Consider the following 22,870-nt stretch of genomic DNA (forward strand, 5'->3'; position numbering starts at 1 on the left):
TTTATTTCGCCATTCCTTGTAAAATAGGAAGGACAAGCGTTTTACTAGGACCTGCGACCGGCAGGCTTCCGTCGTATAAACGAAAGGAGCGAAAAATCGTCCATGTTGAAAATCGGTTCGCATGTTTCATTTTCCGATAAAGGGCTGCTTACCGCAGCAAAAGAGGCTGTCACTTACGGCTCCAGCACGTTCATGATTTATACCGGCGCTCCGCAGAACACGCGCCGCAAGCCGATGGAGGATCTCTACATCCCCGAAGGCAAAGCAGCGATGAGCGAAGCGGGGATCGACGAAATCGTCGTGCATGCTCCCTACATCATTAATCTCGGTTCCTATAAAGACGACACGTTCGAACTGGCCGTGAGATTCCTGCAAGAAGAGATCCGCCGCACCGACGCGATCGGCGTTCGCAACATCGTGCTGCATCCCGGGGCGTACACGGACAAAGACGCCGAATTCGGCATCTCCCGGATCGCGGAGGGTTTGAACGAAGTGCTGGACGGCACGAAAGAAACGAATGTCAACATCGCGCTCGAAACGATGGCCGGCAAAGGCACGGAAATCGGACGCAGCTTCGAGGAAATCGCGTCCATCATCGATAAAGTCGGCTCCAACGACCGCCTTACGGTCTGCATGGATACCTGCCATATGCACGATGCCGGCTATGATCTCATTAATGATGCCGATGGCGTATTGAGCCAATTCGACCGCATCGTCGGCCTGGACCGCGTCGCCGTCGTCCACATCAACGACAGCAAAAACCCGCGCGGAGCCGGCAAAGACCGCCACGCCCCGATCGGCGCGGGCTGGATTGGCCACGACGCCATTCGCAACTTCGTGCATCACGAGGCGCTCAAAGGCCGTCCGTTCATTCTCGAGACGCCATGGATCGGCCAAGAGGACAAAACGCAGCGTCCGATGTACGAGGCGGAGATCGCCTTGCTTCGCGGAGACGCGTCGAATCGTTTCGGCGGCGAATTCCTGGAGGACGTGGAACGCCTGCATCACTTTTTCGCCAAGCAGGACATTGACCACCGCGAGTTCGTGCTGAACGTCTGGGACGTGCTCAAGAACGACGCGAAAGCGAAGAAGGCCGACCCGCGCGAGCCGATGGACCGCTTATACGACCTCGTGGCCGAGCACCGCATCCTGCCCGAGCTTTCGGAAGAAGCGATCAACCAGCGCATCACCGCCTGGTTCGCCGGCAAAACCCTGCTCGTGAACGCATAATGCCGGCTTTGGCCAGCGCCAGCTCCACTACTTGTTGACGGAAGGAAGTCGCTTTTCACATGCAAAACATTCATCAGACCCAGCAGACCTCGCAGCGTCCGGACAAGTCCAACCGCGCGCGCATGCTGATTTCCTGCCCGGACCGCAACGGCATCGTTGCGGCCGTGTCGCAGTTTCTCTACGAGCATGGCGCGAATATCGTGCAATCGGACCAATACACGTTGAATCCCGGGGGCGGCATGTTTTTCATCCGTTTCGAATTCGATCTGAACGACTTGGAGCGCGAGCTTCCGATTCTGCAGGAAGATTTCTCCCGCGTGGCGGACCGTTTCGAGATGAAGTGGCATACGTTCCGGGCCAGCCGCAAGAAACGTCTCGCGATATTCGTCTCGAAGGAAGATCACTGTCTGCTGGAGCTGCTCTGGCAATGGCAGGCCGGGGACTTGGACGCGGATATCGCCATGGTCGTGAGCAACCATCCCGACATGAGGGGGCTCGTGGAGTCGTTCGGCATTCCGTTCCATCACATTCCGGTGACTCCGGATACGAAAGCGGAAGCCGAGAAACAGCAGTTGGAGGCCGTGACCGGCAAAGCGGACATCATCGTGCTCGCGCGTTACATGCAGATCATTTCGCCGAAATTCATCGAGCAGTTCCCGAACCGGATTATTAACATCCATCATTCCTTCCTGCCGGCATTCGTCGGCGGCAAGCCGTATGCCCAAGCATACCAGCGGGGCGTCAAAATCATCGGCGCGACGGCGCACTATGTAACGGAAGAGCTCGACGGCGGTCCGATCATCGAGCAGGACGTGCAGCGCGTCAGCCATCGGGACGATGTCGACAATCTCAAACGGATCGGCCGTACCATCGAACGCGTCGTGCTCGCGCGCGCCGTGAAGTGGCATGTGGAAGACCGGATTCTGGTTCATCAGAACAAAACGGTCGTGTTCAATTAATCATCAACCTTAATCAAAAAAGCGGCGGCATTATCCGCTGAGCAACATAGGCGCGTCAGCCGGAATTTTCCGGAACTGGCGCGTCTTTTTCAGTATCCGCGCTTTCGTCCCGGGCAATGCGGTTAATAAGCGATAAGAATGCGTTTCGTGGGCTATAATTTTAGTGTCGATTTTTTCGCAGTGCCGCATTAAAGATGGAAATGGCAATGAGGTAATGGTACAATATTTCAAAGCCAGTGCGGGATTCCGCCACGATTAACACAGAGAAAATCATGCATGTACCACCCATTGCGATTTAGGAGGAGTTTACGTAATGACAGTTACTCAGAAATCCATCGATCAGCTTTCCATCGACACCATTCGCACGCTTGCGATTGATTCGATCGAGAAAGCGAATTCCGGCCACCCGGGCATGCCAATGGGATCCGCTCCGATGGGCTACCAATTATTCGCCAAAACGATGAACCACAATCCGTCGAATCCGACATGGATCAACCGCGACCGTTTCGTGCTCTCCGCCGGACACGGTTCCATGCTGCTGTACAGCCTGCTTCATCTGTCGGGCTACGGCCTGCCGATCGAAGAGCTGCAAAACTTCCGCCAATGGGGCTCCAAAACGCCCGGCCATCCGGAGTACGGTCACACGGCCGGCGTCGACGCGACGACGGGTCCGCTTGGACAAGGCGTGGCGATGGCGGTAGGCATGGCGATGGCCGAGGCGCATCTCGGCGCGACGTACAATAAACAAGACCTGAACATTGTCGACCACTTCACGTTCGCGATTTGCGGCGACGGCGATCTGATGGAAGGCGTTTCGAGCGAAGCGGCTTCGCTCGCGGCTCATTTGAAACTCGGCAAGCTCGTCGTGCTGTACGATTCCAACGACATCTCGCTCGACGGCGAGCTGAATCTCTCGTTCTCCGAGAACGTGCATGCCCGTTTCGAAGCGTACGGCTGGCAGGTGCTGCGCGTCGAAGACGGCAACGACCTGAACGCGCTAGCCAAAGCGGTTGCGGCGGCGCAAGCCGACATGAGCAAACCGACATTGATCGAAGTGAAAACGACGATCGGCTACGGCAGCCCGAACAAAGGAGGCAAAGGCGGCCACCTCGGTACGCACGGCAGCCCGCTCGGCGCCGAAGAAACCGTGCTGACGAAGCAATTTTACGGCTGGGAAAACGAAGCGTTCTTCGTGCCGGCTGAAGTGCGCGCGCACTTCGCGGACGTAAAGGCGAAAGGCGAGAAAGCGAACGCGGCATGGGATGCGCTTTTCGCTACCTACAAATCCGCTCATCCCGAGCTGGCGGCGCAATTCGAGACGGCGATCAGCGGCAAGCTGCCCGAGGGCTGGGACAGGGATCTGCCGGTGTACACGCCTGCGGACAAGGCTTTGTCGACGCGCGTGGCTTCGGGCAATGCCTTGAACGGCCTCGCGAAAAACGTTCCCAACCTCATCGGGGGCTCCGCCGACCTTGAGAGCTCGACGATGACGCATCTGAAGGGCCTGCCTGTGTTCAAGCCGGGCAGCTATGAAGGACGCAATGTGTACTTCGGCGTTCGCGAGTTCGCGATGGCGGCTGCCGTCAACGGCATGAGCCTGCACGGCGGCGTGAAGCCTTACGGCGCAACGTTCTTCGTCTTCACGGATTACCTGCGTCCGGCGGTTCGTCTGGCGGCGCTGATGAAACAACCGGTCGTTTATGTCTTGACCCACGACAGCATCGCGGTCGGCGAAGACGGTCCTACGCATGAGCCGATCGAGCAATTGGCTTCCCTGCGCATCATCCCGCAAGTCACGGTCATTCGTCCTGCGGACGCGAACGAAACGTCGGCGGCATGGGCATATGCATTGTCGAAGGCGGATCAGCCCGTAGCGCTCGTGCTGACGCGTCAAAACCTCCCTGTTCTGGAAGGCACGAACGTCAATTCGCGCGAAGGCATCGCTAAAGGCGCGTATGTCATTGCCGATGCCGCAAACGGCAAGCCGCAGGCTCAGCTGATTGCAACGGGCTCCGAGGTGCAGTTGGCGGTTGCGGCGCATAAAGCGCTCGCTGCCGAAGGCATCGACGTTCGCGTCATCAGCATGCCAAGCTTTGACCTGTTCGAGCGTCAACCGAAAGCCTACAAGGATTCCGTGCTGCTGCCGGACATCAAAGCGCGCCTTGCGATCGAAATGGCTTCGCCGTTCGGTTGGGAGCGTTACGTCGGCGATCAAGGCGCCGTGCTCGGCATCAACACGTTCGGCGCGTCCGCGAAGGGCGACCGCGTCATCGCGGAATACGGCTTCACGGTCGAGAACGTGGTCAGCAAAGTCAAAGCCTTGCTGTAACCGAACGTAGAAATTGAGAAGGTTTAGATCGCGGGGCTTACACCGCTTGCCGCACAAGCGGGCGTAAGCCCTGCTTTTCTATAGCAATTATCAGCAATCATTCCATAACGCAGAGGAGTCATCCCCTTATGTCCCAGTACGAAAACGTAACCGTCATCAAGAAAGCCAATCTGTATTTCGACGGCAAAGTATCCAGCCGCACCGTGTTGTTCGCGGACGGCACGAAGAAAACGCTCGGCATCATGCTCCCGGGCGAGTATGAATTCGGCACCGACGCCAAAGAAATCATGGAAATCCTCGCAGGCGACCTCAAAGTGCTGCTGCCGGGCGACTCCGAATGGATCAGCATCTCCGGCGAAGGCGAATTCACGGTTCCCGCCAACTCCAAATTCAAGCTGCAGGTCGCGTCCATCACGGATTACGCTTGCTCGTACATTCAAGAGTAGAAAGGCGATTGGTTTGCGTTTCCGTCGCAAGACGGAAATGCAGCATTCGCCAGCTTCTTCGAATCGATTGGTTTGCGTAAGGCGATTGGTTTGCGTTTCCGTCGCAAGACGGAAATGCAGCATTCGCCAGCTTCCTCGGAATAGGATTGGTTTCCGTCGCCCGACGAAATCGGGAAACGCAGCATTCGCGAGCTATCAAAAAGGCTGCTCCGCTCCCCGCGCATCAACGCGGAAAGCGGAGCAGCCTTTGCTGCTTCAAGCCGATTCGTTATGATTTGTCATGCTGCATGCCAGCTTAGTCGGCTTTAACGATCTGCTTGCTGATATACGCTTCCAGCCGCAGGCGCTGGTATGGCGCAAGGCCCGCAAGCATGCAGCCGTAACGGAACGAGCCGCCGTTGGCCTCGATCCGGATGATGCGTCCCGTCACCGGAGGGAGCGCGGCTTCCTGCGGGAAGTGAATGACGACGAACATATCGCGCTCCAGCGGAGCGCCGGACGTAATCTGAAGGCCATTGTCCGAGATATCGTGCAGCATGCCGTCGATCGTTTGGCCGGTGAACGACCCTTCCTGCTCCCATTGGTAGACGGACATCTTGAGCGGAATATTGAGCTGGAGGCGTTCGCTCCGCCTGCGTTCTTCGCTTGCGGCGGAAGAAGCCTGCGCACCGACTTCCGATGCCGGCGCTTCCGCGGCTGCCGCCGTGAAATCCGCCGCGTCGCTGTAATTGGTAATGCGTTTATTGATCCACTGCTCGTAGCTGTGCGCAAGCGCCGAAAGATCCGAGTCTCCGAAGCCCATGGCATCGCCCATTTGGTACAGGCTCTTGACCGTTTCCAGAATCGGCGTCGGCGTCTTCAGCTCGTCCGACAATACCGAAGCAAGGCGCAGATCCTTCAGCATCAGCCCGAGCGAGAATTGGACGCTGAAGTCGCGTTCCAAGAATTTGGGCGTTTTCAGCTCGGCCATCTTGCTCGCGGCCCCGCCGGACTGGACGAGCTCCAGGAACGATTTGGCGTCGATGCCGCCGCTTGCGGCGATCGCCATGCCTTCCACGAGACCGGCAACGTTGATGCCGACGATCGTGTTATGCGCCAGCTTGGCGGTGGAGCCGCTGCCGGCGGGTCCCATCGGGATTACTTTGCGTCCCATGGCGGTCAGCACGTCGTGGACTTTATGAAGGACTTGGACGTCTCCGCCGACCATGAACGTCAGCGTGCCGCTCTCTGCCGCGGGCTTGCTGCCGGTTACGGGCGCATCCAGGAAATCGACGGATTTGCCGGCCGCGTCTTGGTGGATTTGACGGGAGAGGGCAGGCGAGATCGTGCTGTTGTCGATGACGATGCTTCCGGGCAACAGCGAGCCGAGCAGCCCGTTCTCGCCGTAGTATACCTCGCGGATGGAATCGTCGTTGCTGATCATCGTGATGACGAGATCCGAGGATCGCGCGATATCCGCAGGCGTCCGCGCCTCGTCCGCGCCGAGCTCGATCAGATTGACCGCTTTGCCCGGGGTGCGGTTATAGACCGTGACCGGATAACCTTTTCGCAATAGATTGGCCGCCATAGGTTCTCCCATGACGCCCAGACCGATAAAACCGATTTTGAACATAACTGTCATCTCCTTGATTTCCGTGTGAATCTGCAACCATTTTACCATAATTGCCGGGCAAGCTGCATTCGGCCGCGGTTCCCTTGTATTTGGCTGGCAAATCCATTATCCTTATCGTGATATTGAATGGGACAGGCAAAATCCGGTTTCCAAGGCCGATTATTGCTCGCGTCGACGTATATCCCGCGCCGTTACGCAAACACTTACCCTGTGCGCGCAAAGCGGGGATTTTCCGGCAATGAACGTTATCCGAATCGTACCCAAAAAACTTTCTTTCAGGAGGTCTTCAACCAATGGATAAAGCAGTATCGTTTGATTACAGCAAAGCGCTCGGTTTCATCGGCCAGCACGAGATCGACAATTTGGCGCAGCAGGTGCGCACGGCGCATGACCAGCTTCGCGGCGGAACCGGCGCGGGCTCCGACTACCTGGGCTGGATCGATCTGCCGGTGAATTACGATAAAGAAGAGTTCGCCCGCATTCGCAAATCCGCGGAGAAAATCAAATCCGACTCCGAAGTGCTCGTCGTCATCGGCATCGGCGGTTCGTACCTCGGGGCGCGCGCCGCGATCGAGATGCTGTCGAATTCCTTCTACAACCTGCTCCCGCGCGAGCAGCGCAAGACGCCGCAAATCCTGTTCGCGGGCAACAACATCAGCTCTACATACGTGACGCATCTGCTGCAGCTGCTGGAAGGGCGCGACTGGTCGATCAACGTCATCTCCAAATCCGGCACGACGACAGAGCCGGCGATCGCGTTCCGCATCTTCCGCGAAGCGCTGGAAGCCAAGTACGGCAAAGCCGAAGCGCGCAAGCGGATCTACGCGACGACGGACCGCGAGAAAGGCGCCCTCAAGAAGCTGGCCAACGAGGAAGGCTACGAGTCCTTCGTCATTCCGGACGACGTGGGCGGACGCTATTCCGTGCTGACGGCCGTCGGGTTGCTGCCGATCGCGGCGGCGGGCATCAGCATCGACGACATGATGAAAGGCGCGGCGGATGCTTCCGCGGCGTACAACAACCCGGACTTGGCCGAGAACGAAGCATACCAATACGCCGCGGCCCGCAACGCGCTGTACCGCAAAGGCAAGGTGACCGAAATCCTCGTCAACTACGAACCGGCCCTGCATTTCGTGTCGGAGTGGTGGAAACAGCTGTACGGCGAGAGCGAAGGCAAGGACTACAAAGGCATCTTCCCGGCTGCCGTCGACTTCTCGACCGACTTGCACTCCATGGGGCAATTCATCCAAGAGGGCAACCGCAATATTTTCGAAACGGTGATCCAAGTCCGGAACGTGGCCGAACAAATCACGATCGCGCACGACGAAAACGATCTTGACGGATTGAACTTCCTCACCGGCAAGACGATGGATTTCGTCAATAAGAAGGCGTTCGAAGGCACGCTGCTGGCGCATACGGACGGCCAGGTGCCGAATTTCGTGGTCAACATCAAGGACATGACGCCGTACACGTTCGGCTACCTGGTGTACTTCTTCGAGATCGCCTGCGGCATCAGCGGCTACCTGTCGGGCGTGAATCCGTTCGACCAACCCGGCGTCGAGGCGTACAAGAAGAACATGTTCGCGCTGCTCGGCAAGCCGGGCTACGAGAAGGAAAAGGCCGAGCTCGAAGCTCGCCTGTAGGCGGAGACCATGCTGGACAGCTACCGAACGCTGCGGCAGCCGGGCAGCAAAGAAATCGTCATCAAGAAATCGCGGTTCATCGGCTATGGCAAGCCCGTCGCTTCGGAAGAGGAAGCGGTCGCGTACATCGAGGAGCTCAAGAAGCTCCATTGGAACGCGTCGCATAACTGCTCCGCTTACGTCATCGGCGAACGGGACGAATGCCAGAAGCAGTCGGATGACGGGGAGCCGAGCGGGACTGCCGGCAAACCGATCCTCGAAGTGATCAAGCATCAAGGCCTGAAGAACGTCGTCATCGTCGTGACCCGTTATTTCGGCGGCATCATGCTCGGCGCGGGCGGACTAATCCGGGCATACGCCGACGGCGCCGTCGCGGCGATCGAAGCGGCGGAAGCCATCACGCGCGTGCTGCACCGCGAAGTCATCGTCGACGTCGATTACACGTGGTACGGCAAGCTGGAGAACGAGTTTCACGCGCGCGGGGTCCGCATCGGCGGAACCGACTTCACGGATCGCGTCGTCATCACCTGCCTGCCCGCGGCACCCGAGGCGGAGAAGTTCGCGGCTTGGATCACCGATGTGACCCAAGGCCAAGCGGTGCTTGCGACCGGCGGGGAGAAATATTATATCGACGGAGAGTGATACGCCGCCGAACGCATAGGAAGCTCTTCGGAGGCTCGGCCCTCCGGAGAGCTTTTTTCGCTAGGGAGTCGCGGAATTGCACTGGATAAAGGATTGACTAGACATCCTGTCGTCTGCTACATTGTTAATACCAAGTATTTTAATGGGAATTATAAAATTCCAACCGCGATTCCTCAAGGAAAGCGTCAGGGGGTTATTCAGCTTGAATTTCATAATGCGCGGCCGCATGTGGAGCTTCGGGTTCAGAAGCACGATCATGCTTTATTTTATCGTGCTGATCGTACTGCCGATCATCGGCATTTATTCCCAGTCCTTCAAGCTGGGCTGGCTGCCTTTTTGGGAAAGCGTAACGGATCAGCTCGCATGGGAAGCCGTGCTGCTGACGATCAAATTATCGGTCATTTCTACGATCATCAACGTGCTGCTCGGAACGATGATCGGCTGGGTGCTTATACGCTACCGTTTTCCGGGGCGCAGAATTTTGAACAGTCTCGTGGATTTGCCTTTTGCGCTGCCGACCGCGGTCGGCGGCTTGATGATATTGCTGCTGCTCGGCCCGAACAGTCTCGCAGGCGGGTTAGCGAACAAACTCGGATTTGAAATCGTTTTCCACGAACCGGCGATCATCATCGCGATGGTGTTCGTGACGTTTCCGTTCGTCATTCGCGGCGTACAGCCCCTGCTGGAGGAGCTGGACAAATCCGAAGAGGAAGCCTCCTACACGCTCGGGGCATCCAGGACGAGGACGTTTCTGCAGGTGATCTTTCCCTCCATGCTGCCCGGGATTATCAGCGGCGCGATGCTGGCGTTCTCCCGCGCGTTGGCGGAATTCGGCGCCGTCGTCCTCGTGGCGGGCAACATTCCCGGCAAAACGCTGATCGCGTCGGTGTACATTTTCGGCGAAATCGAGAGCGATAACGCGCAGGGAGCCGCCGCGGTATCCGTACTGCTGCTGACGCTGTCCTTTCTGATCCTGGGTGCCGTCAACCTCGTTCAAGCGAGGAGGCAGGGCAAATGAAGAAGCTATGGATCTCGCTGACCTATCTGGTATTTCTGATCTTGATCGTCGCGCCGCTGGCGAAGATATTCGTCGGGTCATGGGGCGACGGCTGGAGCGGCTTCACGGAGTCGCTGACGCGGGAGCAATCGGTGCACGCGCTCATGATGACGGGAATTCTCGTCGTGATCGTAACGCTGCTGAATACGATATTCGGGGTCATGCTCGCGCTTTATCTCGTGCGGGCAACGTGGATGTCCCGCCGGATCAAGGGGCTGCTCAACAGCATCGTCGATCTTCCGTTCGCGGTCTCGCCGGTCATCGGCGGCTTGATGATCGTGCTCGTGCTCGGCCCGAACTCGGCGCTAGGCGCTTTCTTCGAAGATATCGGCTTTAAAGTCGTGTACGCGCTGCCGGGCATGATTCTCGCGACCTTGTTCGTGACGTTCCCGCTGATGGTGAGGGAGGTCATGCCGGTGCTGCAGGAAATCGGCGCGCAGCAGGAAGAAGCGGCCTCGACGCTCGGCGCGTATTCGTGGTACACCTTTTGGAAAGTCACTTGGCCGTCGATTCGCTGGGGCGTGATCTACGGCGTCGTGCTGACGGTCGCGAGGGCGCTCGGCGAATTCGGGGCCGTGCTCGTCGTTTCCGGCAACATTATGAACAAGACGCAGACGGCGACGACGCTCGTCTATCAGGATGTCGAGAATTTCAGCGTGACGGAGGCCAGCAGCGTGGCACTGGTGCTCGCCGCGTTCTCCGTCGGACTGCTGCTGCTCATGGAATGGGCGAAGAAGAGAAAGGAAGTGCATTGAACGATGCATATCGAGGTGCGCGGGTTAAATAAGCAATTCGGCGATTTCCATGCCGTTCAGGATGTCAGCTTCGACATTGCCAAAGGGCAGCTGATCGGTCTTCTCGGGCCTAGCGGCGGCGGCAAAACGTCGATTCTCCGCATGCTGGCGGGACTGGAGTCCCCGACGTCGGGCGACATCGTCTTCCACGGCAAACGGGTGAACGACCTGCCCCCGCAGGAACGCGGCATCGGGTTCGTGTTTCAAAACTATGCGTTGTTCAAGCATATGACCGTCTATGACAACGTGGCGTTCGGGCTGAAGGTGAAGAAAGAGAAGAAGGACGCCATCCGCGAGCGCGTCATGTCGCTGATCGAGCTGACCGGCCTGAAGGGCTTCGAGCACCGCTATCCGCATCAGCTCTCCGGCGGCCAGCGGCAACGCGTGGCATTCGCCCGCGCGCTCGCGCCGCAGCCGCAGCTGCTGCTGCTCGACGAACCGTTCGCGGCCATCGACGCGAAGATCCGTACCGAGCTCCGAACATGGCTGAAGGACATGATCGAACGCCTCGGCATCACGTCGATCTTCGTCACGCACGACCAGGACGAAGCGATCGAGGTCGCCGACGAGATCATGATCATCAACAAAGGGCGCCTGGAGCAGAAGGGCACGCCTTGGGATATCTACAAAAGCCCGCAGACGCAGTTCGTGGCGAGCTTCATCGGCGAATCGACGATCGTCGAGAACGTCGAGCGGCTGAGGGGCTTCGAGGAAGCGGCCGACTGGCCCGCGACGAAGGCGCTCATACGCCCGGAATACATCGAGATCGGCAAAAGAAGCGATTTCCGGATTCCGTCCGCGACCGTGGAAGGCATCGTGAAGCATTTGCATTTCCGCGGCAGCGAGTGGATGGTGGAGGTCCAGATCGGCGACATCAAGCTGATCACGTACCGTTCTTTGGAGAAAGAGGTGTTGACGCCGGGCGAACCGATCAGCGTGCTGATCCACCGCGCGTACCTGTTCAACGACAACGACACCTGGATCATGGAGAACAAGTTGAAGGAAGATCCGATGCCGATTTACATTTAGCGGCTCGCATCGCCATTTACAGACGGCTCCGGCCGTTTCATCCTGATTTACAGGAAATCATAAGGGGCGAGTCTTCTCTGTAAATCGAAGGAGTGAAACTCGCATCGCCATTTACAGACGGCTCCGGCCGTTTCATCCTGCCTTAGAAAGTGTTGTGTGCACAATGAAACCTACCCTACTAAAAGGATGGCGGATTGCAGGCGCGGCGCTCCTCTCGCTCGCGCTGCTGGCGACGGCGGCATGCGGGAAGGACGGCGCCGAAGGGACCGCGGACGGCACGCAGCCGGCGCCGCCGCCCAAGGGCAGCGTGACGCTCGTCATCGGCGCGTATTCGGTCGTGAAGGACGCGTTCGGCAAGCTGCTCCCCGAGTTCGCGAAGCAGTGGAAGGCGAAGACGGGGCAGACCGTGACGTTTCAGGAATCGTACGAAGCTTCCGGAACGCAGGCGAGGGCCATTGCCGGCGGCTTCGAGGCGGACATCGCCGTGCTCGCGATGGAGAGCGACATCGACAAGATTCAGAAAGCCGGCTTTATCAACGCCGATTGGCGCAAGCAGTTCGGGGATAACGGCATGATCACGCGCTCCATCGCCGTGATGGGCACCCGCGCGGGCAATCCCAAGGGCATCAAGGACTGGGAAGACCTGACCCGCAAAGGCGTCAAGGTGCTCTACCCCAATCCGAAAACGTCCGGCGGCGCGCAATGGGACATCAACGCGATGTACGGCGCGGGCTTGAAGGAATCCGAAGCGAAAACCGGCAAGAAAAACCCCGCTTATGCGAAGGCGTTCCTCGAGCGCATTCACAAGAACGTGGAATCGCTCGACAAGAGCGGTCGGGCTTCCATGGCGGCGTTCGAATACGGCTTCGGCGACGTGATCGTCACGTACGAGAATGAGTTAAAGGGGCGCATCATGCAGGGCGTCCCTTACGAGGAAGTCATCCCGGCATCGACGATCCTCATCGAGAATCCCGCGGCGGTCGTCGACAAGAACGTCGACAAGCACGGCACGCGCAAGGTGGCGGAAGCGTTTCTGGCCTACCTGCACGGCGAGGAGGCCCAGCATATCCTCGCGGATTACGGCTTCCGTCCCGTGAATGCTTCCGTGATGGAAGCGGTCAAAGGCGATTTCGTGACGCCGCCGAATCTGTTCGATATCGGTTACTTGGGCGGATGGGACGAAGTGCGCAGCACGCTTTACTCGCCCAAAGGCGTCTGGTACCAGGTGCTGGCGGGCATTTAAGCAACAGGCAAGACCGATAAGGATGCAGATAACAAACGGCCCTGACCGCGGGAAGCGGGCAGGGCCGTTTGTCATTTTAGCGAGCTGGCGACGATCGCGATGATCGGCATGAGCAGCAGGACGATGCGAAGTCCGTATCCGATCGCCCGGAGCGGCCGCGGCATGTCGTGCAGCGCGATGGGCTTCGGCGGACCGCCGCCTTCGATTCTTTGCATGGGAGCGAGCTGATCATCGGCAAATGCCTGTACGGGGAGACTCTCGCGATCCGGTTTTGTTTCGTGAAGAAGACATTTAGTCTTCCAAAGACATCCCCTTTCAGCGTGATCATGCGGCCTGCGTTCATGACCGCCATGCTCTTTTCGCTGTCAACTGTCACGCGAGAAGCCGCCTTCGATTATTTCGTCGCGGCCGAGGTCAGCACGATAGCCTGATTCGTGAAAGCCAAGTCGGCGTGCAGCACCTTGGCAAAGTAGGCGAGCGGGACGTACAGGGCACCGCCTTTGGTAGCCGGGGCCGCGCCAAGCGTGAAGGAAGCCATATCGGTAAACGCATAACGGTCCTTGCCGACCGTTACTTTGGCCCAGTCGTTGCCTTTGGTCGCCTTGGTCTGGTGCGTACGCGCATCGTAGCTGATCGTATAGCCGAGCGCCTGGGCGATCGGGCGAAGCGGAGCCATGACGATTCCGCCCGGACCCGCGTACAAGCTGATCGCGCTGACGTTCTCGCGATCCGCGACGACGGGCAATTTCACCGCGCCGGCGGGCACGGCCGCGCCGCTACCGGGAATAACGAGCGCGATCTCGGGCATGCCCGCGGCATAAGGCGCGATATCGTATTGTTGGAAGACGATGTACGCGATGCCGTCTTGGATATAGAACGCCTGGTTGTCGGAGATCGATTGGAATTGATCCGCGAAGAAATCGTCCGGGCGAGTGGCGATCTCGGTCTTGACCGCGCGATTGACGATGCTTTTGTAATTCGAACCGAACAGGTCTTTCAGCTTGACGGGAGACGCCTTCGCCGCATTGCGGACATTGTAGGTATCGGCGACCGTGCCGCCGTGCGCGCCGCCCGTGAAGGTATAGGTGAGCACCTTGAAGGACAGGATGCCGTCCTCGGCCGCGCTGCCGTCCGAGATTAATTCGAACTTGATGGTCACGCCGTACGGCCGGAACTCAGCGGAGGCGTCTCTGGATGCGTAAGCGTCCGCAGCCTGCTTCGCGATCGCGTCGACGGCCGCTTTGGCGCGCGCCGCGATGTTGGCGTTGAGCGCATTCTGATAGGCGGTGTCCTTCATGCCGCCGATGACCGGCACGTTCAGATCGGTCTCCAGTTGAGCGGTCGATTTGGCGGTGTTCTTGCTCGTCAATTGAACGCGATCGGATGCTTGCTTGACGACAATCGGGGCCATGCTTGGGTCTTGAGCCGATGCGGCCGTATCCGCGGCAAAAGCGAATTGCGCCGAAGCCGTCAGGATGAGCGCGGTGCTCAGAACGGCGGCGGAGATGGTTTTGACGGGACGTTTGCTTGTGCGGTTGTTCATTGGAATCCCTCCAGCATTGGTATACGTATACTATAAACGCTAAAGCCCCAAGTGATTGTAACAAAACGGTAACGAGATTAAGGAGAGCCTCGCTCGCATAACGAATCATGATCGGATTCATCATAAGGATTGATTTCTCTTATCGGAAGGGCGGCGGTATAATGGGAACCAACTTGACGATGAACCGGAGGCTCCGAGAATGACGATTCCTTACACTGTGAAGCCGCTTGGCTTTCCCATATGGCTGTTTCGCGCCTGCAAGCTGCGAATCGGCGGCATAGCGTTTACGTTCCTAATCGCCGCGGCCGGCTGCGGACTGTCGTATCTGCCCGGCTTTCATTACGCCGGGCAGATGGCCTGCGCGATCCTGCTCGCCGTCGCTTATCGGCAGCTGTGGGGTTATCCGCTTCCGCTGCAGGCCGGCATACGGTTCGTCAGCAAAAACCTGCTGCGGCTGGCGATTATTCTATACGGGCTGAAGCTGAACGTATTGGCGATCTATCAGGAAGGGCTCGGGCTTCTGGCCCGTGACGCGGCCGTCGTGCTGTTCGCCGTCGGCGGCACGATGCTGATCGCCAGATGGCTGCGGGCGGATCTCAAACTGTCGCTGCTGCTCGGCATCGGCACCGGCATATGCGGGGCGGCGGCGATCGCGGCGGTATCCCCGATTTTGCGGTCGAAGGAAGAAGACACGGCGGTCGGCGCGGGCTTGATTGCGCTGACGGGCACCTTGTTCGCGGTCGCGTACACGCTGCTTCGTCCGCTGCTTCCCCTGTCGGATGCGCAGTACGGGATCTGGTCCGGCACCAGCCTGCATGAAATCGCGCATGCCGCCTTGGCCGCCTCGCCGGCAGGCCAGGATGCGCTGGCGTTGGCGCTGCTTGCCAAGCTGGGGCGGGTGTTCCTGCTCGTGCCGGTTTGCCTGGCGATCGTGTTCATTCAGCGCCGCGTCGGCCGCAAGACAGCCGGACGCGCAAGCCTGCCGAAGACGTCCCTGCCGTTCCCGTGGTTTCTGCTCGGCTTCGCGGCGATGAGCCTGCTGGGGAGCAGCGCGATCGGACAGCAGGTTATGCATTCCGCGCCGGAGGCGATGAACGGCTTAACCGTATTGACCACTTTCCTGCTCACGATGGCGATGGTGGGGCTCGGGCTCAACGTCGACCTTCGGAATCTCGGAGGCGGCGTGCTGAAATCGCTGGCCGCGATGCTGGCGACGTCGGCGCTCTTGTCGCTCTGGACGTACTTCGCGATCTAAGCGCGCCGACTCGACAAAAAGAGCTGCGGTTCCGTCCATGAGGACGGAGCCGCAGCTCTTCGCGGTTTACACCGTTTGGAGAATGAATTTGTCGATGACGTGCTTGACGCCTTCTTCGTTGTTCGATTTCGTGACGTACTGCGCGATTTCCTTCAGCCTTGGCAGGGCATTGCCCATGGCGACGCCGAGTCCGGCGGCTTCGATCATCTCGTGATCGTTCCAGGAATCGCCGATGGCGATGACTTCGTCCAGCGTGCAGCCGATATGCTCCGCCATGAAGGCGATCGCATGGCCTTTCGTGCCTTCCTTGTGCGTCACTTCCAAGTAATGCGGCTTGGATTTCGTGATATGCACGCGGTCGCCGATGAGCGGCGCGAGCTCCAGCGCCACTTCGTCGAGACGGGCGGGATCGTCGATCATGAGCATTTTGGTCGAAGGCTGCGCGATGAGCTTCTCGAAGTCGGGCTCAACGACGTACGGAATATTGGAGAGGGCCGCATAATCGCGCGCTTTCTGGCTGTCTTCCCGCACGTACAGGTTATCGTTGACGTACAGCTGCAGATGAAGCCCGTTCGCTTGGCAGTACGCCATCAGTTCTCTGGCCGCGTCCTGCGGCACGCTGCGCTCGTAAAGCACCTGCTCGTCGAGCAGCGTCTTCACCAGCGAGCCTTGGTAAGTGATGATCGGCACGTTCAGTTCGATTTGCTTCGCGATCTTCTTGGCCGAAGGAAACATGCGCCCCGTGGCCAGCGTAACGAATACGCCTTGCTCGATCGCGGCCGCGAGCGCCGCTTTGGTGCCCGGCGTGACGATGATATCGTCCGTCAGCAGCGTGTCGTCGATGTCGATGGCAATCAATTTGTAAGTCATTCTCTTCCGCTCCTTCTCTCTATAGCTTGCATTTCCATTGATTGTAGCGGAAAACGAAATCGGGAACAAGCGTTATATTCGTAAAGCGCGCATCCCCGCGAACTGCTGCCTGTAGGCGGTCGGCGTCATGTTTTCGCTTTCCTGGAACCGTTTATTGAAATAACTGGCGGTTTCGTAGCCGGACATGCGGGCGATCTCGCCGACGCTCAGCTCCTGCCGCTCCACGAGCAGCGCCTTCGCCCGCTGAATGCGGCACATGGTCAGAAATTCCAGCGGCGTCTGGCCGACGGCGCGCCGGAACCACCGGCAGAACGAATAGCGGTTCGTCGACGCGCGGTAGGCCCAGGCGTTCAAATCGAACGGCTCGGCGGCGGAGGCTTGCAGCTCGGGCAGCAGCGCCAGCACGCGCTCGACCGCCGTCGCGCCGGAACCGGCTTCCGTTCCGATCAATGGTTCGGCCTGCTCGATGAATTCCGCGAGAATGCCGTACATGAGCATGGCAATCCGGCTGGGGTGAAGCAGTTTGTGGCGTTCGATCTCGGCGATCAGCTCGTCGAAGCGCGCTTCGAGCTCCGCCGACGTTCGCAGCCGCCAGGGAACGGTGCGGTGGAAGCCGCGTTCCGTCAAGTCCGCCGCGATTCCGCTGCCGTAGAAATGCGTCCATTTGATCTCCCATGGATGCTCCGGATGAGCCCGGTAGGCCTGCGCGTCGCCGGGGAAATAAAGAAAGCCGTCCCCGGCCTTCAGCTCGTGAAGCTGGCCGTCGATTTCGACGAATCCGCTTCCCGCGGTGACGAGATGCAGGTTGAATTCCTGCATGGCGCCGGGCGAGCGGCGGGCTTCGTGCTCGCGGTCCGGATGATAATGGCCGGCGGATTCCGGGAAGCAGTAGAAGCGGTCCCGGCTCAGCAGCGGGAGCGTGAGATGATTTCGGAACATGGCGTTGTCTCCTATACGGGGAATGATCGTCAATATCGTTCTAAGCTTATCAATATATTTCGATATGGGCACGCACAAACCTTGTATATAATGATCAATATAGATCAATGTTTGCCTAAAGGAGAGCTGAACAATGAAACGGATCGAGGTTGCGGGAATCGCGCAGGGCATTACGCAGTTGATTCAAGGCTCCATGATGTTGAAAGCGGAAGACATGGATTATTCCGGGCAGCTCCTGGATGCCTATGCCGCGGCAGGAGGCAACACCATCGACAGCGGTCATATTTACGGCGTCAGCTCGGCGCAGGCCATCGGCAAATGGATGGCGTCGCGCGGCAACCGCGGCGATATCGTCATCATCGGCAAAGGCGCGCATCCGTACGAACAGTCGCGCATGACGAAGACGTGCATCCAGAGCGACCTGACGGAATCCCTCGAACGGCTGGACACGGACTACGTCGACCTGTACATGCTGCATCGCGATGATCCCAACGTCCATGTGGGCTATATTCTCGAAGGCTTGAACGATCAGCTCGCCGCCGGACGCTGCCGGGCGGTCGGCGCTTCCAACTGGAGCGTGGCGCGCATCCGCGAAGCCAATGCTTACGCCGCCAAACATGGCATGACCGGCTTCGGCTGCAGCAGCCCGAACCTGGGCCTGGCGAGACCGAACGAGCCGCGCTGGGCGGGCTGCGTGTCGACGACGGCGGAGGACGAGGCTTGGCACGAGGAGTCCCGGCTGCCGATTCTGTCGTGGTCGTCGCAATCCGGCGGCTTCTTCACGGACCGGTGCGCGCCGGAGAAGCGGGACGACGCCGAGATGGTGCGCGTGTACTACGGCGATGAGAACTGGGAGCGCAAGCGCAGAGCCGGCGTGCTCGGGGAGAAATACGGCGTGACCGCGAACCAGATCGCGCTTGCGTACGTGCTGAACCAGCCGTTCCCGGTGGCGGCCATCATCGGACCGCAGACGCCTGCGGAGCTGCGGGACAGCGTCGAAGCGCTGCCGGTCTCGCTCAGCGCGGAAGAACGCGCGTGGTTGAATTTATCGACGGCATCCGTACCGTTATAAACGGATGGCCGGAAGCAGCGATCGACTATCGCTAATCCGGCCGCGAACGATCGCGAAGACCCCTGCCCGGCACGCGCGGAACGACGGTTGAACCGTCCTCCGCCGCGCGGCCGCAAGGGGTCTTTTTCGTCCTCGTCCGCGCGAACTTGCGACGGCACTCCGAATGCGATAGAGTGAGGAAACAGGTTCATTGTGGAAGAGGTGTCGAAATGAATAGATTCGGTGAAAAAGCGGGGAAACAGCGGCGGCAGGCGACGCTCGTCGCGATCGTGGCTATTTTGGTCGTGGCCGGATTTGCCGGGGGCCGGCTCAGCATGCTGCTGCAGTATCCCATCATTAAAGATAAGGCGTTCGGCAATTTGGCGTACGCGTACAACGAAATCATGCATGACTATCTGGACGGCGCCAAGTCCAAGGCGCTGGTCGACGGCGCCGCCGAGGGGATGGTCGGTTCGCTCCAGGATCCGTATTCGGTCTATTTGTCGGAGGATAAAGGCGAGGCCTACATGCAGTCCTACGAGGACCATTTCGTCGGGATCGGCGTGGAGATCCGCCAGGAGGACGGCGCCTTCATCATCGACAGCATCATTAAAGGCGCGCCTTCCGAGAAGTCGGGGCTCAAGAAGGAAGACGTCATCGAGAACATCGACGGCGCTGCCGTGAAGGGACTGACCTTCGACGAGCTGAAGAGCAAGCTGCAGGGGAAAGCCGGCTCGACGGTCAAGCTGCAGGTGCAAAGACAAGGGCAAGCGGGGCTGCAGACGGTGTCCGTCGTCCGAGGCGACGTGCCGGTGCTGACCGTATCCTCGGAAATGAAAGCGAACGGAATCGGCGAGATCACGATCAGCCGGTTCGCCGAGAAGACGGCGCAGGAATTCGACGCGGCGATCGCAAGCTTGCAGAAGCAAGGCATGAAGGCGCTGCTGCTCGATTTGCGCGGCAATCCCGGAGGCTTGCTCGATCCGACGATCCAGATCGCGAACCGTTTCGTGCCGAAAGGCAAGACGATCGTGCAGGTCGTGTACAAAGACGAGAAGCGGGTGCTGACGCATAAGTCCAGCCAGAAGGAGCCGTGGACGCTGCCGATCGCCATCCTGGTGGACGCCCATACGGCAAGCTCCTCCGAGGTGCTGACCGCGGCGCTCAAGGATACCGCCGGCGCGCAGGTCGTGGGCGAGAAGACGTTCGGGAAGGGCATCGTGCAGAACTTCAACCAATTGAAGGACGGCTCCGTGCTGAAGCTGACCGAGGCGCAGTGGCGGTCGCCGGACGGCCAATGGATTCATAAGAAAGGCATCGAGCCGAACGTGTCCGTCGCGGCGCCGGATTACGCGCTGCTGCCGAGGCTCGATGCGGGACTCAAGCTGACGATCGGGAATTACGGGGATACCGTCGTGACGGTGCAGAAGATGCTGCAGGCGATCGGCTACGACACCGGAACGGGATCGGGCGTCTACGACGAGGCGACGGCGGCGGCCGTGCGCGCGTTCCAGCAGCATGAATCGCTGCCCGTCAGCGGCGATATGAACGATAAGACGGCTTACCGGATTTTGGCGCGGCTGTCGGACAAATTCCAGACGGAGGATCCGCAGCGCAACAAGGCGATGGATCTGCTGCGGACGGCGGAATCCGTCGCTTCCTCCGGCAAATAACCAAAATCCGAGCTTCCATTGCTTGTTTTTGGGCTCTGTGATATGCTTGTAAAAATTTATCCGGAATCCATCCTGCAGGAGGCGACATTTTTTGGCTCATTTTTACATGGAACCGTCCCGCACCTTCAGCGAATTTCTGCTGGTGCCGAATCTGACGACCAAGAACTGCAATCCGTCCAACGTATCGCTCAAGACCCCGATCGTGAAGTTCAAGAAAGGCGAGACCCCGGCGTATTCGCTCAATATTCCGTTCGCCTCCGCCGTCATGCAGGCCGTATCGGACGACCGCATGGCCGTGGCGCTCGCGCGCAGCGGCGGCATTTCGTTCATCTTCGGCTCGCAAACCGTGGAGGGGCAGGCGGAAATGGTTCGCAAGGCGAAGAGCTACAAGGCGGGCTTTGTCGTCAGCCGCTCGAACCTGATGCCAAGCCATACGCTGAAGGACGTGCTGGAGCTGAAGGAACGGACGGGTCACTCCACCGTCGCCATCACGAGCGACGGCTCGCCGAAAGGCAAGCTGCTCGGGATCGTAACGGGCCGCGATTATCGGATCAGCCGGGATTCGCTGTCCAAATCCGTCGGCGATTTCATGACGCCGTTCGCGAAGCTGATCTACGGCAAATCCGGCATTACGCTGTCGGAAGCGAACGATCTCATCTGGGATCATAAGCTGAATTGCCTGCCGGTCGTGAGCGACGAAGGCAACCTGGAATACCTGGTCTTCCGCAAAGACTACGACGAACATAAAGAAAACCCGACCGAGCTGCTCGACGCGAACAAAAGCTATATCGTCGGCGCGGGCATCAACACGAAGGATTACACGGAACGCGTGCCGGCGCTCGTCGCGGCAGGCGTGGACGTACTGGTCATCGATTCCTCCGACGGGTACTCGGAATGGCAGAAGGACACGATCGAATACGTCAAGTCGAACTTCGACGACGTCAAGATCGGCGCGGGCAACGTGGTCGACCGCGAAGGCTTCCTGTACCTCGTCGAAGCGGGCGCCGACTTCATCAAGATCGGCATCGGCGGCGGCTCCATCTGCATCACGCGCGAACAGAAAGGCATCGGCCGCGGGCAAGCTTCCGCGCTGATCGAAGTGGCCGCGGCGCGCGACGAGTACTACGAGCAAACCGGCATCTACGTGCCGATCTGCTCCGACGGCGGCATCGTGCACGACTACCACATCACGCTGGCGCTGGCCATGGGCGCGGACTTCGTCATGATGGGCCGCTACTTCGCCCGTTTCGACGAAAGCCCGACGCGCAAGCTGAAGGTCGGCAACAATTTCGTGAAGGAATTCTGGGGCGAAGGCTCCAACCGCGCCCGCAACTGGGAGCGGTACGACACCGGCGGCAAGGCGGGCCTCATGTTCGAGGAGGGCGTCGATTCCTACGTGCCGTACGCGGGCAGCCTGCATGAAAATCTCGGCAAGACGATTCACAAAATCAAATCGACCATGTGCAACTGCGGATCCGTCTCCATTCCGGAGCTGCAGCGCAACGCGCGCATTACGCTCGTCTCCGCGACCAGCATCGTCGAAGGCGGCGCGCATGACGTCATCCTCAAGGAAAATAACATTACCGGCGAATAGCGCCGGTCGATCGAGAAGGCTGCACGGAACCCAGTTGGGGTTTCGGCAGCTTTTTTTCGTGCGCGTTGGCGTTTTGCGCGAGGCTTTACCGGCGACTCCTCTTTTTTCCTGCCCGGCGGCGGCGGGGGCGAAAATAGCAAAGCGCGCCAGGAAGGAAAAAGGTGAACGGATTGAAAAAATCCCGTTGAGCGTCTCCGATGCTGCGTTTATCCTAATTCCAAGTCCGCACGGGACGATGGAAGACGATGGCGGCTTTGCATTTTTCTAAGCGCGGCGACCGGTTGTCCGTGACTGAATCATGCATATCGCGGCCATGCGCGCGCAGAAACATTTGGCTCGATGCCGGATGGGTGAGAGCGGGGGGCCGGGTCAGCCAGGATATTCGCCTCGGCGAAGTCATCGCCCGCGCGCGCAAGCTGCAGCCATGGCTGCTCGTGGCCGACCGGACCGTGGGCAGACCCGACGAGAACTACGTCACGCCGGAGCAGACGATTCCGGAACGGCCGCTGCATGTGCCTTGGGAGAGCTGCATCACGATCGGAACGTCGTTCTCGTCGGGTACGAGGACCGGTATAAATCGGGGCGTCAATTGGTGCATATCCTGATGGAGGTCGTCGCCAAGGGCGGGAATCTGGCCTTGAACGTCGGACCGCAGCCCGACGGCAGACTGCCCAAAGGGGCGGTCCGAAGCATGAAGGAGCTTGGCGCGTGGCTGAAGGTATACGGAGAAGCGGTATACGGTACGCGGATCTGCGCGCCTTACTTCGCGGACGCCTATGCGTTCACGCGCAAAGCGGAGACGATTTACTGCACCTATTTGTACATTGCGGCCGCCGGCGGGGAAGTCGAACGGGAAAGCGCCGATCGCGCACGTCTTCCGCATCACGTCCTAAGCGGGAATCAGCCCAAAGAGCATCCTGTTGCGCCATAGAATTGCTGGAGGAGATCATGTAAAATAATA

Annotated in this window: 20 protein-coding genes and 1 pseudogene; 16 read left to right on the plus strand and 5 right to left on the minus strand. The window is 59.2% G+C overall.

Features of this window, described 5'->3' with window-relative positions; all coding sequences use genetic code 11:
- Nucleotides 1-102: 102 nt before the first annotated feature.
- From AC50YL_RS27355 to ppnP, 4 genes are all read left to right on the plus strand, one after another.
- Nucleotides 103-1,230, plus strand: coding sequence for a deoxyribonuclease IV (locus AC50YL_RS27355; RefSeq protein ID WP_494836164.1), 1,128 nt, complete (start codon nt 103-105; stop codon nt 1,228-1,230).
- A 59-nt stretch (nt 1,231-1,289) separates the two neighbouring features.
- A complete protein-coding gene (purU, locus tag AC50YL_RS27360; protein ID WP_494836166.1) occupies nt 1,290-2,189 on the plus strand; it encodes a formyltetrahydrofolate deformylase in 900 nt (299 codons plus the stop codon).
- Between the two features lie 313 nt (nt 2,190-2,502).
- The gene (gene tkt, locus AC50YL_RS27365) at nt 2,503-4,518 is read left to right on the plus strand and encodes a transketolase (protein ID WP_494836167.1); all 2,016 of its coding nucleotides are present in this window, start codon (nt 2,503-2,505) and stop codon (nt 4,516-4,518) included.
- A 128-nt stretch (nt 4,519-4,646) separates the two neighbouring features.
- Nucleotides 4,647-4,964, plus strand: a complete 318-nt coding sequence (gene ppnP, locus AC50YL_RS27370; RefSeq protein WP_162643224.1) for a pyrimidine/purine nucleoside phosphorylase — start codon at nt 4,647-4,649, stop codon at nt 4,962-4,964.
- Between the two features lie 295 nt (nt 4,965-5,259).
- Here ppnP and AC50YL_RS27375 read toward each other — a convergent pair whose 3' ends face one another.
- Nucleotides 5,260-6,576 carry an NAD(P)-binding domain-containing protein gene (locus AC50YL_RS27375; protein ID WP_494836168.1) on the minus strand — a complete coding sequence of 439 codons (1,317 nt, stop codon included), beginning with the start codon at nt 6,574-6,576 and terminating at the stop codon, nt 5,260-5,262.
- A gap of 293 nt (nt 6,577-6,869) precedes the next feature.
- On the opposite strand from AC50YL_RS27375, the gene AC50YL_RS27380 reads away from it, so the two are divergent.
- From AC50YL_RS27380 to AC50YL_RS27405, 6 genes are all read left to right on the plus strand, one after another.
- Nucleotides 6,870-8,219, plus strand: coding sequence for a glucose-6-phosphate isomerase (locus AC50YL_RS27380; protein ID WP_494836169.1), 1,350 nt, complete (start codon nt 6,870-6,872; stop codon nt 8,217-8,219).
- A 9-nt stretch (nt 8,220-8,228) separates the two neighbouring features.
- Nucleotides 8,229-8,861: a YigZ family protein gene (locus tag AC50YL_RS27385; protein ID WP_494836170.1), complete on the plus strand. Its 633-nt coding sequence runs from the start codon at nt 8,229-8,231 to the stop codon at nt 8,859-8,861.
- Between the two features lie 214 nt (nt 8,862-9,075).
- Entirely contained in the window at nt 9,076-9,879 is an 804-nt protein-coding gene (gene cysT, locus AC50YL_RS27390) for a sulfate ABC transporter permease subunit CysT (RefSeq protein WP_494836721.1), read from the plus strand.
- Complete coding sequence (locus AC50YL_RS27395) at nt 9,876-10,673, plus strand: sulfate ABC transporter permease subunit (RefSeq protein WP_494836171.1); 798 nt, start codon at nt 9,876-9,878, stop codon at nt 10,671-10,673. The genes cysT and AC50YL_RS27395 overlap by 4 nt, the downstream gene beginning before the upstream one ends.
- 3 nt (nt 10,674-10,676) lie before the next feature.
- Nucleotides 10,677-11,741 carry a sulfate/molybdate ABC transporter ATP-binding protein gene (locus AC50YL_RS27400; protein ID WP_494836172.1) on the plus strand — a complete coding sequence of 355 codons (1,065 nt, stop codon included), beginning with the start codon at nt 10,677-10,679 and terminating at the stop codon, nt 11,739-11,741.
- Nucleotides 11,742-11,904: 163 nt separating this feature from the next.
- Nucleotides 11,905-12,984 carry a sulfate ABC transporter substrate-binding protein gene (locus AC50YL_RS27405; protein WP_494836173.1) on the plus strand — a complete coding sequence of 360 codons (1,080 nt, stop codon included), beginning with the start codon at nt 11,905-11,907 and terminating at the stop codon, nt 12,982-12,984.
- 71 nt (nt 12,985-13,055) lie between these two features.
- Here the strand turns inward: AC50YL_RS27405 and AC50YL_RS27410 are convergent, their stop codons facing one another.
- Together AC50YL_RS27410 and AC50YL_RS27415 are read right to left on the minus strand one after the other, a co-directional pair.
- Nucleotides 13,056-13,199, minus strand: a complete 144-nt coding sequence (locus tag AC50YL_RS27410) for a hypothetical protein (RefSeq protein ID WP_494836175.1) — start codon at nt 13,197-13,199, stop codon at nt 13,056-13,058.
- A gap of 179 nt (nt 13,200-13,378) precedes the next feature.
- Complete coding sequence (locus AC50YL_RS27415) at nt 13,379-14,527, minus strand: PdaC/SigV domain-containing protein (RefSeq protein ID WP_494836176.1); 1,149 nt, start codon at nt 14,525-14,527, stop codon at nt 13,379-13,381.
- Between the two features lie 199 nt (nt 14,528-14,726).
- On the opposite strand from AC50YL_RS27415, the gene AC50YL_RS27420 reads away from it, so the two are divergent.
- Nucleotides 14,727-15,782, plus strand: coding sequence for a YeiH family protein (locus AC50YL_RS27420; RefSeq protein ID WP_494836177.1), 1,056 nt, complete (start codon nt 14,727-14,729; stop codon nt 15,780-15,782).
- Between the two features lie 66 nt (nt 15,783-15,848).
- Here AC50YL_RS27420 and AC50YL_RS27425 read toward each other — a convergent pair whose 3' ends face one another.
- Both AC50YL_RS27425 and AC50YL_RS27430 read right to left on the minus strand, forming a co-directional pair.
- Nucleotides 15,849-16,652, minus strand: a complete 804-nt coding sequence (locus tag AC50YL_RS27425; protein WP_494836179.1) for a Cof-type HAD-IIB family hydrolase — start codon at nt 16,650-16,652, stop codon at nt 15,849-15,851.
- Nucleotides 16,653-16,724: 72 nt separating this feature from the next.
- Nucleotides 16,725-17,591 carry a helix-turn-helix transcriptional regulator gene (locus AC50YL_RS27430; protein ID WP_494836181.1) on the minus strand — a complete coding sequence of 289 codons (867 nt, stop codon included), beginning with the start codon at nt 17,589-17,591 and terminating at the stop codon, nt 16,725-16,727.
- 133 nt (nt 17,592-17,724) lie between these two features.
- Here AC50YL_RS27430 and AC50YL_RS27435 point away from each other — a divergent pair, with 133 nt between their 5' ends.
- The 5 genes and pseudogenes from AC50YL_RS27435 to AC50YL_RS27455 form a co-directional block, all read left to right on the plus strand.
- Nucleotides 17,725-18,663: an aldo/keto reductase gene (locus AC50YL_RS27435; RefSeq protein ID WP_494836182.1), complete on the plus strand. Its 939-nt coding sequence runs from the start codon at nt 17,725-17,727 to the stop codon at nt 18,661-18,663.
- 209 nt (nt 18,664-18,872) lie between these two features.
- Nucleotides 18,873-20,315 carry a S41 family peptidase gene (locus AC50YL_RS27440; RefSeq protein WP_494836183.1) on the plus strand — a complete coding sequence of 481 codons (1,443 nt, stop codon included), beginning with the start codon at nt 18,873-18,875 and terminating at the stop codon, nt 20,313-20,315.
- A gap of 91 nt (nt 20,316-20,406) precedes the next feature.
- Nucleotides 20,407-21,909 (plus strand): IMP dehydrogenase, encoded by a 1,503-nt coding sequence (locus AC50YL_RS27445; protein WP_494836185.1) that lies wholly within the window; start codon nt 20,407-20,409, stop codon nt 21,907-21,909.
- Nucleotides 21,910-21,943: 34 nt separating this feature from the next.
- Nucleotides 21,944-22,177 (plus strand): hypothetical protein, encoded by a 234-nt coding sequence (locus AC50YL_RS27450; protein ID WP_494836187.1) that lies wholly within the window; start codon nt 21,944-21,946, stop codon nt 22,175-22,177.
- Nucleotides 22,178-22,238: 61 nt separating this feature from the next.
- Nucleotides 22,239-22,732 (plus strand): annotated as a pseudogene (locus AC50YL_RS27455) (alpha-L-fucosidase); the annotation flags it as partial.
- Between the last annotated feature and the right edge of the window lie 138 nt (nt 22,733-22,870).

The sequence above is a fragment of the Paenibacillus sp. J22P277 genome (genome assembly GCF_059383675.1).

Bases quoted from the DNA above. Each gene is read 5' to 3' on its own strand.
- AC50YL_RS27420 (WP_494836177.1), top strand. From the start codon at position 14,727: ATGACGATTCCTTACACTGTGAAGCCGCTTGGCTTTCCCATATGGCTG.
- AC50YL_RS27415 (WP_494836176.1), bottom strand. From the start codon at position 14,527: ATGAACAACCGCACAAGCAAACGTCCCGTCAAAACCATCTCCGCCGCC.
- purU (WP_494836166.1), top strand. From the start codon at position 1,290: ATGCAAAACATTCATCAGACCCAGCAGACCTCGCAGCGTCCGGACAAG.
- AC50YL_RS27375 (WP_494836168.1), bottom strand. From the start codon at position 6,576: ATGTTCAAAATCGGTTTTATCGGTCTGGGCGTCATGGGAGAACCTATG.
- AC50YL_RS27385 (WP_494836170.1), top strand. From the start codon at position 8,229: ATGCTGGACAGCTACCGAACGCTGCGGCAGCCGGGCAGCAAAGAAATC.
- AC50YL_RS27400 (WP_494836172.1), top strand. From the start codon at position 10,677: ATGCATATCGAGGTGCGCGGGTTAAATAAGCAATTCGGCGATTTCCAT.
- AC50YL_RS27435 (WP_494836182.1), top strand. From the start codon at position 17,725: ATGAAACGGATCGAGGTTGCGGGAATCGCGCAGGGCATTACGCAGTTG.
- AC50YL_RS27430 (WP_494836181.1), bottom strand. From the start codon at position 17,591: ATGTTCCGAAATCATCTCACGCTCCCGCTGCTGAGCCGGGACCGCTTC.
- AC50YL_RS27405 (WP_494836173.1), top strand. From the start codon at position 11,905: ATGAAACCTACCCTACTAAAAGGATGGCGGATTGCAGGCGCGGCGCTC.
- ppnP (WP_162643224.1), top strand. From the start codon at position 4,647: ATGTCCCAGTACGAAAACGTAACCGTCATCAAGAAAGCCAATCTGTAT.
- AC50YL_RS27355 (WP_494836164.1), top strand. From the start codon at position 103: ATGTTGAAAATCGGTTCGCATGTTTCATTTTCCGATAAAGGGCTGCTT.
- cysT (WP_494836721.1), top strand. From the start codon at position 9,076: ATGCGCGGCCGCATGTGGAGCTTCGGGTTCAGAAGCACGATCATGCTT.
- AC50YL_RS27440 (WP_494836183.1), top strand. From the start codon at position 18,873: ATGAATAGATTCGGTGAAAAAGCGGGGAAACAGCGGCGGCAGGCGACG.
- AC50YL_RS27395 (WP_494836171.1), top strand. From the start codon at position 9,876: ATGAAGAAGCTATGGATCTCGCTGACCTATCTGGTATTTCTGATCTTG.
- tkt (WP_494836167.1), top strand. From the start codon at position 2,503: ATGACAGTTACTCAGAAATCCATCGATCAGCTTTCCATCGACACCATT.
- AC50YL_RS27410 (WP_494836175.1), bottom strand. From the start codon at position 13,199: ATGCAAAGAATCGAAGGCGGCGGTCCGCCGAAGCCCATCGCGCTGCAC.
- AC50YL_RS27425 (WP_494836179.1), bottom strand. From the start codon at position 16,652: ATGACTTACAAATTGATTGCCATCGACATCGACGACACGCTGCTGACG.
- AC50YL_RS27380 (WP_494836169.1), top strand. From the start codon at position 6,870: ATGGATAAAGCAGTATCGTTTGATTACAGCAAAGCGCTCGGTTTCATC.